Annotated in this window: 7 protein-coding genes; 2 read left to right on the plus strand and 5 right to left on the minus strand. The window is 68.5% G+C overall.

The features are described 5' to 3' along the window. The 3 genes from FHW83_RS24395 to FHW83_RS24405 form a co-directional block, all read right to left on the minus strand. Nucleotides 1-3,624, minus strand: a 3,624-nt coding sequence (locus tag FHW83_RS24395; RefSeq protein WP_373997263.1) for a beta strand repeat-containing protein, incomplete at its 3' end; no start/stop codon positions are given. A 401-nt stretch (nucleotides 3,625-4,025) separates the two neighbouring features. After that, the gene (locus FHW83_RS24400) at nucleotides 4,026-4,418 is read right to left on the minus strand and encodes a hypothetical protein (RefSeq protein ID WP_176648959.1); all 393 of its coding nucleotides are present in this window, start codon (nucleotides 4,416-4,418) and stop codon (nucleotides 4,026-4,028) included. Nucleotides 4,419-4,421: 3 nt separating this feature from the next. After that, on the minus strand, nucleotides 4,422-5,399 hold the full coding sequence (locus FHW83_RS24405) for a GlxA family transcriptional regulator (RefSeq protein WP_176648960.1): 978 nt from the start codon (nucleotides 5,397-5,399) through the stop codon (nucleotides 4,422-4,424). 77 nt (nucleotides 5,400-5,476) lie between these two features. Here FHW83_RS24405 and FHW83_RS24410 point away from each other — a divergent pair, with 77 nt between their 5' ends. After that, nucleotides 5,477-6,112 carry a DJ-1/PfpI family protein gene (locus tag FHW83_RS24410; RefSeq protein ID WP_176648961.1) on the plus strand — a complete coding sequence of 212 codons (636 nt, stop codon included), beginning with the start codon at nucleotides 5,477-5,479 and terminating at the stop codon, nucleotides 6,110-6,112. 7 nt (nucleotides 6,113-6,119) lie between these two features. On the opposite strand, the gene FHW83_RS24415 is transcribed toward FHW83_RS24410, so the two are convergent. Further along, entirely contained in the window at nucleotides 6,120-7,355 is a 1,236-nt protein-coding gene (locus FHW83_RS24415) for a cytochrome-c peroxidase (RefSeq protein ID WP_176648962.1), read from the minus strand. 144 nt (nucleotides 7,356-7,499) lie between these two features. On the opposite strand from FHW83_RS24415, the gene acpA reads away from it, so the two are divergent. Further along, entirely contained in the window at nucleotides 7,500-9,626 is a 2,127-nt protein-coding gene (gene acpA / locus FHW83_RS24420) for an acid phosphatase (protein WP_373997264.1), read from the plus strand. Between the two features lie 42 nt (nucleotides 9,627-9,668). On the opposite strand, the gene FHW83_RS24425 is transcribed toward acpA, so the two are convergent. After that, the gene (locus tag FHW83_RS24425) at nucleotides 9,669-12,782 is read right to left on the minus strand and encodes an efflux RND transporter permease subunit (RefSeq protein ID WP_176648964.1); all 3,114 of its coding nucleotides are present in this window, start codon (nucleotides 12,780-12,782) and stop codon (nucleotides 9,669-9,671) included. Between the last annotated feature and the right edge of the window lie 6 nt (nucleotides 12,783-12,788).

Consider the following 12,788-nt stretch of genomic DNA (forward strand, 5'->3'; position numbering starts at 1 on the left):
CAGGGCGGCCGCTTCGCCGGTGGTCAGCGCCACCACCTGGCCGGTGGTCAGGGCTTTCACCTGGGCCACGCTGAGCGAGGCCACGGCGGCGGTGGACAACGCCGCGAAGTCGGCGGTTTCAATCGCGGCGATGCTGTTGGTGCTCAGCGCCAGCACCTGCGCCGCGCTCAGCGCGGACGCCTGGGCGGTGGTCAGCGCCACGATCTGGTCGGTGCTCAGGCCGGCGACGGCGGCGGTGGTCAGCGCCGCCACCTGCGTGGTCGACAGCGCGGCCACCTGGCCGGTGGTCAGGCCCACCAGCTGGGCGCTGCGCAGGGCGGCGATGTGGCTGGTCGAGAGGCCGGCCAGGTCGGCGGTTTCCAGCGCGCCCAGGGCGCCCGAGCTCAGCGCGGCCACCTGGGCGGTGCCCAGCGCGGCCAGCTGGCCCGAGGTCAGCGCCACGGCCTGCGCGGTGCTCAGGGCGGCGATGCCGGCGGTGCTCAGCGCGGCGACCGAGGCGGTAGCCAGGGTGTTGATCTGGGTGGTGGTCAGCGCCGCCACCTGGGCGGTGCCGAGGGCGGCGATCGCGGCCGTCTTGATGGCCGACAGGTCGGCGGTTTCCAGCGCGGCGATCAGGGTGGCCGACAGCGCGGCCACCTGCTGGGTGCCCAGCGCGGCCGCTTCGGCGGTGGTCAGGGCCACGATCTGGTCGCTGTCCAGCGCCTTGATCTGGTTGGCGCTGAGGGCGGCGATGGCGGTGGTCGACAGCGCGGCCAGGTCGGCGGTTTCCAGCGCGCCCACGGCGTTGGTGGTGAGCGCGGCGGCTTGCGCGCTGCTCAGCACGGACGCCTGCGCGGTGGTCAGGGCCACCACCTGGTTGGTGCCCAGCGCGGCCACGGCGGCGCTGGTCAGGGCGGCAATCTGGGTGGTCGACAGGGCGGCCACCTGGGCCGTGGTCAGGGCCGCCACCTGCGCGGTGCGCAGGGCAACCATGTCGTTGGTGGACAGGCCGGCCAGGTCGGCGGTTTCCAGCGCGGCCACGGCGGTGGCCGACAGCGCGGCCACCTGCTGGGTGCTCAGGCTGGACAGCTGGGCCGAGCTCAGCGCCACGGCCTGGTCGGTGCTCAGGGCGGCCATGCCGGCGGTGCTGATGGCCACCAGCGAGGCGGTCGGCAGCGAATTGATCTGGCTGGTGGTCAGGGCGGCCACCTGTGCGGTGCTCAGGGCGGCAATCGCGCTGGTCTTGATGGCGGCCAGGTCGGCGGTTTCCAGCGCGGCCACGGCCGCGGCGGACAGGGCCGCCACCTGCTGGGTGCTCAGGGTGGCCGCTTCGCCGGTGGTCAGCGCCACCACCTGGGCGGTGGTCAGGGCCTTGACCTGGGCCGCGCTCAGCGCGGCCACGGCATTGGTCGACAGGGCGGCGAAGTCGGCGGTTTCCAGCGCGGCAATGGCGTTGGTGCCCAGCGCCTGCACTTGCGCGGTGCTCAGCACCGACGCTTGCGCGGTGGTCAGGGCGACGATTTGCGCCGTGCTCAGGCCGGCCACGCCGGCGGTGCTCAGGGCGGCCACCTGGCTGGTGCTCAGCGCGCCCATCTGGTCGGTGCTCAGGCCGGCCAGCTGCTTGCTGCCCAGCGCGGCGATATCGTTGGTCGACAGGCCGCCGAGGTCGGCGGTTTCAATCGCGCCGATGGCCTGGCTGGTCAGGGCCGCCACCTGGGTCAGGCCCAGGCTGGCGATCTGCGCCGAGCTCAGGGCCACCACCTGGGCGGTGGTCAGGGCGGCGATGCCGGCGCTGCTGATGGCCGCCAGCGAGGCGGTGGGCAGAGCGCTGATCTGGGTGGTGGTCAGGGCCGCCACTTGCGCCGAGCTCAGCGCGGCGATCACATTGGTTTTCAGCGCGGCCAGGTCGGCCGTTTCCAGCGCGGCCACCAGCGTGGCCGACAGCGCGGCCAGCTGGACGGTGCTGAGCACGGCGGCGTCATTGGTGGTCAGGGCGGCGATCTGGTCGCTGTCCAGGGCCTTGATCTGGTTGGCGTTGAGGGCGGCGATGGCGGCGGTCGACAGTGCGGCGAAGTCGGCGGTTTCCAGCGCGCCCACGGCGTTGCTGGTCAGGGCGGCAGCCTGGCTGCTGCTCAGCACGGAGGCCTGGGCGGTGCTCAGGGCCACGATCTGGTTGGTGCTCAGCGCGGCCACGCCGGCGCTGGTCAGGGCGGCCACCTGCGCGGTCGACAGCGCCGCGATCTGGCCGGTGCTCAGGGCCGCCACTTGCGCGGTGCGCAGGGCGCCGATGTCGTTGCTCGACAGACCGGCCAGGTCGGCCGTTTCCAGCGCGGCCACGGCGTTCAGCGACAGCGCGGCCACTTGCTGGGTGCTCATGGCGGCGATCTGGGCCGAGGTCAGGGCCACGGCCTGGTCGGTACTCAGCGCGGCCACGGCGGCGGTGCCCAGCGCCGCCAGCGAGGCGGTCGGCAGGGACGTGATCTGGGCGGTGGTCAGGGCCGCGGCCTGCGCGCTGCTCAGCACGGCCAGGGCGCTGGTCTGGATGGCGGCCAGGTCGGCGGTGTCCAGCGCGGCCACCAACGCGGTCGGCAGGGCGGCCAGCTGGGTGCTGCTCAGGGCGGCGGCCTGGGCGGTGGTGAGGGCGCTCACCTGGGCGCTGTCCAGCGCCTTCAGCTGGCCCGCGCTCAGGGCGGCGATGGCGGCGGTGCTGAAGGCGGCCAGGTCGGCGGTGTCCAGCGCGCCGACGGCGTTGCTGCTCAGGGCGGCGGCCTGGGCGGCGCTCAGGATGCTGGCCTGGGCGGTGGTCAGGGCCACCACCTGGTCGGTCGACAGGGCGGCCACGGCGGCGCTGCCCAGCACGCTGACCTGGGTGGTCGACAGGCTGGCCACCTGGGCCGTGCTCAGGCCGGCCAGCTGGTTGGTTTTCAGGGCCACCATGTCGTTGGTGGACAGGCCGACCAGATCGGCGGTCTCGAGCGCGCCCAGCGCGCGGCTGGACAGGGCCGCCACCTGGGCGGTGGTCAGGCTGGCGATCTCGGCGGAGGTCAGGGCCACGGCCTGGTCGGTGCTCAGCACGGCGATGGCGCTGGTGCTGAGGGCGGCCAGGGCGGCGGTCGGCAGGGTGTTGATCTGGGCCGTGGTCAGGGCGGCCACTTGGGCGGTGCTCAGCAGGGCCAGCGCGGCGCTCGGGATCGCCACCAGGTCAGCGGTTTCCAGGGCGGCGATGGTGGCGGTGTTCAGGGCCACCAGCTGGGTCGTGCTCAGTTGCGCGGCCTGCGCGGTGGTCAGCGCCACCGCCTGGTTGGTGGTAAGCGCCTTGATCTGGGCGGTGGTGATGCCGGCGATGGCGCCGGTCGACAGGGCCGCGATGTCGGCCGTGTTCAACAGCGCGAAGCTGGCGGTCTGCAAGGCGCCCAGCTGGCTGGACAGCAGCACGCTCATTTGCTGCGAGGTCAGGTACTGGGCCTGGGTAGTGGTGATCCCCGCGGCCAACTGGGCCGTGGTGAAGGCGGGAATCTGGAGAGTGGTGAACGCACCTAACTGGTCGGAGGAAAAGGCCGCAATATCCTCGGTGCCCATGGTGGTGATCAAATCCGTGCTCAGCGCGGCGATCTGTTGCGTCGTGAAGGAAGATGCGAAACCCATTCTATTTCTCCTGGAGGTACTACCCTGTTTTGTGCACAGAAAGCGCTCCGGTGACCAGCCTGATCTGGTTCCGGAGCGTGTGATGAAATGTGGACCACCCTGTACATAACGACGGGCGGCGCACTTCCATTAAGTAAACTTTTTTACGGTGAAAACTTTACGCTTGTTACTACCTGTAACAGCCCGCAAACGTAACACGGCCGCTTTTTTGGATCTTGCATTATAGCTGAGCCTATTTCCGCAAAAGAACTTTTTCAGGGCCCTGTCGCTCTGGCGCAACCGATTCAAGGGAATATTTCTTTATTAATAAACTTGAATTTCGTCTAAGGATGAGTTTCCACACATACATTTTGCAGAAACCGTGTGACGGGCGGATGACGGAGTAGACGGGTTAACCGCTATCAATTTGGCAATTTGACCCGGCGGCGCCAGCCTAGCACCGCCAGGGTGGCGGCCAGCAGGGCGCCGGCCACCAGGTTGAACACCAGCACACCATGCTGGAATTGCAACACCAGGCCGACGCTGACCCCGGCCTTGACGCTGAATTGCCAGCTGCCGCCGGCCGGGAAATAGCTGACCAGCTGTAGCAGGTAGTACAGGCCGCCGCCCCACAGGCCCGGCCGGTGGCGCTTGAGCGACAGCAGCCCCGACACGAAGCCCAGCAGGGCGGCGCCAAACACCGCGTAACGGCCGGCGCCGTCCAGCGGCGGGCCCAGCAGGCCGAGGCACACGCCCAACGCCAGCGCGCTATTCAGCAGCAACACCCGGGCCAGCCATTTTTCGAATTCCAGCATCGGTCATCCAAAGCGCGATTGATAGTCGCCGGGCGTCACGCCCAGCCGCGCGGCAAACGCGCGCCGCAGATTGTACTCGCTGCCGAAGCCGCTCTGGCGGGCGGCGCGTTTGACCGTCATGCCCGGCTGCTCCAGCAGCGCGCAGGCCGCCTCCATGCGCAGCCGCAGCAACAGCTGAGCCGGCGAGATGCCGGCCTCCTGCCGCAGGCGGCGGTGCAGGGTGCGCACCGACACGGCCAGCGCGGCCGCCATCTGCGCCACATCCAGCTGTTGTCGCAAGCGCGCGCGCAGCCAGGCGGTCAGCTGGCCATGCACGCCCTGCGGGTCGCCCTGGGCCAGCAATTCCGCGCTGAACTGGCGCTGGCCGCCGGGACGCTTGAAAAACACCACCAGCCGCCTGGCCACCGCCAGGGCGGCGGCGCGGCCGCGGTCCTCCTCGACCAGGGCCAGCGCCAGGTCCATGCCGGCGGCGATGCCGGCCGAGGTGTAGAAAGCGCCGTCGCGGATATAAATCGCGTCGTCCTGCACCGTGATGGCCGGATGCTGGGCCCGCAGCGCGGCGGCGTCCTGCCAATGGGTGACCGCGCGGCCGCCGTCCAACAACCCGGCGCGCGCCAGCACGAAGGCGCCGGTGCACACCGCGCAGCAGCGCGCCAGCTGGCCGGCGGCGGCGCGCACCCAGTCCAGCACGGCCGGGTCCAGCGCCGGACTGTCACCATGTTCCAGCCCGTGGCCGCCGGACACCAGCAGAGTGGCGCCGGCCAGTACGGCCGGCGGCGGCAAGGGCTCGGCCAGCATGCTCAGGCCGGCATTCGAGGCGATGGCGCCGCCGCCGGGCGCGGTCAGGCGCAGGCGATACGGCGCGGCCAAGCCGGCGTCGCGCGCCTCGTCATTGGCGCTGGCAAACACCTGGGCGGGGCCGCTGGCGTCCAGCAGGGTAAAGCCGGGGTAGACCAGCAGCCAGATATCGATGGGCTCCATACTGGCAGATATTCAACCATCAATGTCATTTGTGTCAATCGCGGCACGGGCACCATAGGCACAGAAAGGAGTGCCCTATGACACGCACCGTAGGTATTTACATTTTCGACAACGTGGAAGTGCTGGACTTCGCCGGGCCATACGAAGTCTTCACCTGTGCCAGCCGGGTGGCCGGCAAGCTGGCGCCCGGCAGCGAGGCGCCGTTCCGCGTGCGCACCATCGCGGCCAGCCGCGCCCCCCTGCGCGCCCGTGCCGGGCTGGCGCTGCATCCCGAGGCCAGCTTTGCCGACGCCGGCCCGATCGACGTGCTGATCGTGGCGGGCGGCGTGGTCGACGCCGAGCTGGCCAGGCCGGAGGTGATCGACTGGATCGCCGCCATGGCGCGCCAGTGCGAGCTGGTGGCCTCGGTCTGCACCGGCGCCCTGCTGCTGGCGGAGGCCGGTCTGCTGGACGGCCAGCCGGCCACCACGCACTGGGAAGACCAGGCCGCACTGCGCGCGCGCTGGCCGCGGGTGCAGGTGCTGGACGACCGGCGCTGGGTGGACAACGGCCGCATCATCACCTCCGGCGGCATCTCGGCCGGCATCGACATGTCGCTGCACTTAGTCGAGCGCCTGGCCGGCCGCGAACTGGCCCTGCTCACCGCGCGCCAGATGGAATACGACTGGCACTCCGGGGTCAGGTCCGCCATTTCGACACGCTCTCAGCCGTAACAGCCTTCTACCGCCGAGCTTGTGTAGAAATGTTGGACCTGACCCCGGAGTAGCCGTCGGTGAGGGTGTGGAGGAAGGCGACGATGTCGGCGATCTCGCGCTCGGTCAGCGCCGGTTTGCCGCCGGGCTGGCCGCCGAAGGGCGCCTCGCGGTTGACGTTGGCTTCCAGTCCGGGCGGCTGGTCGTCGAATTTGCGACCGGCATACCATCTCTGCGGCGCGGTGTCGCGCGTGGCGTAGAAGCGCACCACCGCCTCCAGGCTGCTGAAGCTGCCGTTGTGGAAGTAGACCTTGCGCAGGGCGACGTTGCGCAAGGACGGCGTCTTGAACGCGCCGCAGTAGGCGCGGTGGTCTTGCAAATCCTTGCGGTCCGGACCGCACAGGCCGAGGTCGTAGTAGTTGGGGTCGGCATTCACCGCCAGCTTGCGGTTGCGCGGCACGCCAATGTTGATCAGGCCATAGTCGGTGAATTGCGGGAAGGCTCCGCCCGGCGAAATGCGGCTGATGTGGCAGGACGCGCAATTGCCCCGGGTCTCGTCGTTGAACGCCGCCAGCCCGCGCAGCTCCTGCGCCGACAATGTGGCCTGCTTGCGCAGGTAGGCGTCGTATTTGCTGGTGTAGGGATAGAACTCGGCCGGACTTTCCTGGAACACTTCCAGCGCCATCAACGCGCCCTGCAGGGCCGCGCGCGGACGCGTGAACACGTCCTCGCCAAACACGGCGCGGAACTGCGCCGCCAGCGGACTGCCTTGCAGGCGCGCCAGCACCGCCGCCTCGTTCTGGTTGCCCATCTCGCGCGGCGACAGCAATGGCCCCAACGCCTGCTCATGCGCGCTTTGCACGCGGCCGTCCCAGTTGTGGCCGCCGGTCGGGCCGGCATCGATGCTGTCGTCGCCATCGTCGTCGTGGTAGTGCTCCGTGAACGCCGGCACGGTCTGGAGGTAGCGCAGCGAGGGCGCGGCGCGCGTGCCTTGCGTGCGGCCGTCGGCGCCGCCCAGCTGCACGGCCAGATGGTTGGTGGGGCTGAAGGCGTTGTCCGGGCTGTGGCAGCTGGCGCACGCGACGCGGCCCGAGGCCGACAAGGCCGGTTCCATGAACATGGCGCGTCCCAGCGCGGTCAGCTCGGGCACGGTCGGCTGGCGATGCGCGCCTGGCGCGTAGGCGGCTTTGGGCGCGTCGTCCACCTGGTGCGGCTGGCAGGCGGCCAGCAACGCGGCCGCCAGAACGGTATAAATAATTTTCATGCGCACAGCCTAGCAAGATGACATGACCGCTACATGACCGTTAAAAAACGATACAAATCGATACTTTCATGTCAGTTTCATTTCATCGTCCTGACATATTTGCTGCCTAGCATGAGCCGCTTTCACCTACCCTCAAGGCATGCCATGAAAACCACTTTGAAAACGCTGCCGCTGCTGCTGGCGGCGGCCGGCATCGGCGCCGGCCTGATCGCCTGCAGCAATTCGTCCGACGGCGTTCCCACCATGACCGGCCAGGTGGTCGGCAGTTACTATGAAAACGCCGTGGTCTGCCTGGAAAGCAGCAGCGCCAGGCTGACCTGCGACAGCAACTCGGGGACGGTGCGCACCGGCGCCGACGGCAGCTTCACCATCACCGGCGCCGACCACGGCGCGCTGCTGGTCACGGTCGGCACGGACGCCATCCGCCACGAGGCGCCCGGCGACGCCGGCACCAAGGTCACGCAAAAGCTGGTGCTGCGCGCGCCCGATGGCCATACCGGCATCGTCGACGCCATCAGCACCGAACTGAGCGCGCTGATGGATGCCAACGGCGGCGACTACGCCAAGGCCAGCGCCCAGCTGGCCGCGCGCATCGGCGTGTCCGAGAGCAATCTGCTGGCCGACGTCAACAAGGTCAGCGGCGACGACCAGGCCAGACTGAAAGCCGAGAACGATGTCATGACCGGCATCATCGCCAACGCCGCCGCGCAAAGCGCGCCGTCCGATGTGGCGGCCGCCATCACGGCCGGCGCGGCGCTGGCCAACATCAAGAACATCGTGGTGATCTACGCGGAAAACCGCGGCTTCGACAATCTGTACGGCCTGTTCCCCGGCGCCAATGGCGTGCCGGGCGTGAACCCGACCTCGACCGGCGGCTATGTGGCGCAGAAGGATTACGACAACAGCACCCTGCCGGTGCTGCCGCCGACCTGGGGCGGCATGACCGCCGCCGGCCAGAGCGTGGTGGTGACGCAGGCGCAGTCGGCCAACCTGCCCAACAAGCCGTTCCAGATCGACGATCCGGCCAGCCCGATTGCGCTGCCGCAATCGGTCATCACGCGCGACCTGGTGCACCGCTTCTACAACAACCAGATGCAGATCAACGGCGGCGCCAACGACAAGTTCGCGGCCTATTCCGACGCCGGCGGCCTGACGATGGGCTACTACGACGGCAGCAAGATGAAGATGTGGGACATCGCCAGACAATACGCGCTGGCCGACAACCTGTTCATCGGCGCCTTTGGCGGCTCCTTCCTGACCCACCAGTACCTGATCTGCGCCTGCGCGCCGCAATACCCGAATGCCGACAAGTCGGTGGCGGCCGGCTCGATCGCCAAGATCGATGTCGACAGCAAGGGCAACTTCCTGCGCCTGACGCCGTCGGCCACCGCGCCCGCCAGCGTGCTGAACGGCGCACCAGCCTATGCCAACGATGGCGCCATCACGCCGGCCGACGCCAGCGGCATGTTCTATGCGGTCAACACCATGCAGCCGCCGTTCCAGCCAAGCTCGAACGCGCCGGCCGGCGATGACAGCACCCATCTGTACGCCGACACCAGCAAGGCCACCACCCTGCCGCCGCAGACCCAGAAGAACATTGGCGACCTGCTGAGCGCCAAGAGCATCGACTGGGCCTGGTATGCCGGCGCCTGGAACAGCACCACCGCCAACGCCACGGCGGCCAACCGCGGCGCGTTTGCGAATCCGCCCAACTTCCAGTTCCACCATCAGCCGTTCAACTACTTCGCCAATATGGATCCGGTGAAGAACCCGGCCTACCGCGCGGCCCACCTGAAGGATTACGACAGCCAGTTCGTGGCCGACGTGGCCAATGGCACGCTTCCGCCGGTGGCGTTCTACAAGCCGCAGGGCAATCTGAACCAGCACGCCGGCTATGCCTCGGTGGCCGATGGCGACGCCCACATCGCCGATGTGATCGCCAAGCTGAAGAAGAGCCCGCAGTGGAAGAACATGCTGGTGATCGTCACCTACGACGAGAACGGCGGCTTCTACGACCACGCCGCGCCGCCCAAGGGCGACCGCTGGGGCCCGGGCACGCGCGTGCCGGCCATCATCGTCTCGCCGTACGTGAAGAAAGGCACGGTCGATCACACGCAGTATGACTCGGCCTCCATCCTGCGCGCCATCACCCACCGCTTCAACCTGCCCATGCTGGACGGCCTGACCACGCGCGACAAGGCGCTGGCCGCCAACGGCGCCAAGCCGATGGGCGACTTCAGCGCCGCGCTGGCGCTGACGCCGCAGGAGTAGGCGGCCAACAAAGACCACGCCGCCAGGCCAGGAAGCCTGGCCTCACGGCACCTGGCGGCGGGTCGCCTTATACGCCACCCTATACAGCAGCGGCAGCACCAGCAGGGTGAGCGCGGTGGAGGACAGGATGCCGCCGATGACGACGGTGGCCAGCGGGCGCTGGACTTCGGCGCCGGTGCCGGTGGCGATCGCCATCGGGATGAAGCCCAGCGACGCCACCAGCGCCGTCATCAGCACCGGCCGCAAACGCGCCAGCGCACCCTCGCGGATGGCCTGCTCGACGCTGCGCCCTTCCTCGCGCAATTTGCGGATGGCGGAGACCAGCACCAATCCATTCAGCACCGCCACGCCGGACAAGGCGATAAAGCCGACCGCCGCCGATATCGACAACGGGATGCCGCGCAAGGCCAGCGCCGCCAGCCCGCCGGTCAGCGCGAACGGAATCCCGCTAAACACCAGCAAGCCATCCTTCAGATTGCCGAACATGGCAAACAGCAGCAGCATCACCAGCGCCAGCGCGGCCGGCACCACAATCTGCAAACGCTGCGAGGCCGATTGCAGCTGCTCGAACTGCCCGCCCCACGTGGTCCAGTAACCGGCCGGGATCTTCACCTCCCGCAGGCGCTGTTCCGCCTCCTGAACGAACGAGCCAATATCGCGCCCACGCACATTGGCGCTGATGACCACGCGCCGCTTGCCGTTCTCGCGGCTGACCTGATTCGGCCCCGGCGCCACCTTGAAGCTGGCCACTTCGCCCAGCGGCACGAAGTTGGCGCCCCCCGGCAGGGGCAACGGCAGGCGCCGCATCGCCTCCAGGTCGCCGCGCAGGGCTTCCGGCAGGCGCACCACGATATCGAAGCGGCGGTCGCCGTCAAACACCGCGCCGGCCGGCTTGCCACCCACCGCCGTCGCAATCACCTCCTGCACGTCGCTGACGTTGAGGCCATAGCGCGCCGTCTTGCCGCGATCGATATCGATGGTCAGCACCGGCAGGCCGCTGGTCTGCTCCACCTTCACCTCCTGCGCGCCGGCGACCTTGCCCAGCATGGCGGCGATGCGCGCGGCGGTGGCGTTGAGCACCTCGTCATCATCGCCAAACAGCTTGACGGCGACATCGCTGCGCACGCCCGATATCAACTCGTTGAAGCGCAGCTGGATCGGTTGCGAAAACTCGTAGGCATTGCCCGGCAGTTGCGCCACAGTGGCCTGTATCGCCGCCAGCAATTCTGCGCGCGATTTCTTCGGTTTGGGCCACTGCGATTCCGGCTTGAGCATGATGTAGCCATCCGAGATATTCGGCGGCATCGGGTCGGAGGCGATTTCCGCCGTGCCGGTGCGCGCGAACACGCGCTCGATCTCGGGGAACTGGCGCATCAGGGTGGTCTCGATCTGCTTTTGCATCTCGACCGATTGCGTCAGGCTGGTGCCGGGTATGCGCAAGGCCTGCATGGCGATGTCGCCCTCGTTCAGGGACGGCACGAATTCGCTGCCCATGCGCGTGGCTAGCAGCAGCGACAAGGCCACCGCGATGCCGGCAAAGCTCAGCACCACCGGCACATTGGCCAGCGCGCGCTCCAGCAGCGCGCCATACCAGCCGGCCAGGCGCGGCGTGTGCTTTTCCACCACGCTGTCGCCAATGAACAGCGCCACCGCCGCCGGGATGAAGGTGATCGACAGCAGCATGGCGCCGGCCAGCGCCATCACCACCGTCAGCGCCATCGGGTGGAACATGCGTCCCTCCACGCCGCCCAACGCGAAGATCGGCAGGTAGACCACCATGATGATCAACTGGCCAAACAACAGCGGCCGGCGCGCCTCCCTGGCCGCGCCAAACACTTCCTCGAACTTTTCCGCGCGCGGCAGCGGCCGGCCCAGCGCGGCCTGCGCCAGCGCCAGCCGGCGTACGCAGTTCTCGACGATGACCACCGCGCCATCGACAATGATGCCGAAGTCCAGCGCGCCGAGGCTGAGCAGGTTGGCGCTGACTTTATACGCCACCATGCCGCTGAAGGTGAACAGCATGGACAGCGGGATTACCATGGCGGTGATCAGCGCCGCGCGCAGGTTGCCGAGGAAGAGGAACAGCACGGCAATCACCAGCACCGCGCCTTCCAGCAGGTTTTTCTTCACCGTTTGAATCGCCTTGTCGACCAGCGCGGTGCGGTCGTACACGGTGATCGCCACCACGCCCGGCGGCAGGCTGCGGTTGATGGCGGCCATCTGCTGGTCGACCGCCTGCGCCACGGCGCGGCTGTTCTGGCCAATCAGCATGAAGACGGTGCCCAGCACCACCTCGCGGCCGTTTTCGGTGGCCGCGCCGGTGCGCAGCTCGCGGCCGATATCGACTTCGGCCACGTCGCGCACGCGCACCGGCACGCCGTCGACGCTGCGCAGCACGATGTCGCGGATGTCGTCTAGCGTGCGCACCTGTCCCGGCGCGCGCACCAGCAGCTGCTCGCCGCGCTTTTCGATGTAGCCGGCACCGGCGTTGCCGTTATTGCGTTCCAGCGCAGTGACCACGTCCCGCAAGCTCAGACCATACGAGGCAAGGCGCTGCGGCTGCGGCGCCACGTGGTATTCGCGCGCATAGCCGCCGATGGTGTTGATCTCGGTGACGCCGGGCACGTTGCGCAGCTGCGGCTTGACGATCCAGTCCTGGATCTCGCGCAGGTCGGTCGGCGTGTAGGAAGTGCCGTCGGCCTTTTTCGCACCCGGCCTGGCCTCCACCGTCCACAGGTAAATTTCACCGAGGCCGGTGGAGATGGGCCCGAGCGCCGGCGTGACGCCGTCCGGCAGCCTGTCGCGCGCCTGCTGCAGCCGTTCGCTGACGAGCTGGCGCGCGAAGTAGATGTCGGTGCCGTCCTTGAACACCACGGTGATCTGCGACAGGCCGTAGCGCGACAGCGAGCGGGTTTGCTCGAGGCGCGGCAGGCCGGCCAGCACGGTTTCCAGCGGTACGGTGACGCGCTGCTCGGTCTCCAATGGCGCGTAACCCGGCGCGCTGGTGTTGATCTGCACCTGCACGTTGGTGATGTCGGGCACGGCGTCGATCGGCAGCTTCTGGTAGCTGTAGACGCCCAGCGCGGCCATGGCGGCCACCAGCAGCAGGACCAGCCAGCGCTGCGCGATGGCGTAGCGGATGATGCGTTCAAACATGGTCGC

This window comes from Duganella sp. SG902, assembly GCF_013376005.1.
Classification (GTDB): Bacteria; Pseudomonadota; Gammaproteobacteria; order Burkholderiales; family Burkholderiaceae_D; genus Rugamonas.

Bases quoted from the DNA above. Each gene is read 5' to 3' on its own strand.
- FHW83_RS24400 (WP_176648959.1), bottom strand. From the start codon at position 4,418: ATGCTGGAATTCGAAAAATGGCTGGCCCGGGTGTTGCTGCTGAATAGC.
- FHW83_RS24405 (WP_176648960.1), bottom strand. From the start codon at position 5,399: ATGGAGCCCATCGATATCTGGCTGCTGGTCTACCCCGGCTTTACCCTG.
- FHW83_RS24410 (WP_176648961.1), top strand. From the start codon at position 5,477: ATGACACGCACCGTAGGTATTTACATTTTCGACAACGTGGAAGTGCTG.
- FHW83_RS24415 (WP_176648962.1), bottom strand. From the start codon at position 7,355: ATGAAAATTATTTATACCGTTCTGGCGGCCGCGTTGCTGGCCGCCTGC.
- acpA (WP_373997264.1), top strand. From the start codon at position 7,500: ATGAAAACCACTTTGAAAACGCTGCCGCTGCTGCTGGCGGCGGCCGGC.
- FHW83_RS24425 (WP_176648964.1), bottom strand. From the start codon at position 12,782: ATGTTTGAACGCATCATCCGCTACGCCATCGCGCAGCGCTGGCTGGTC.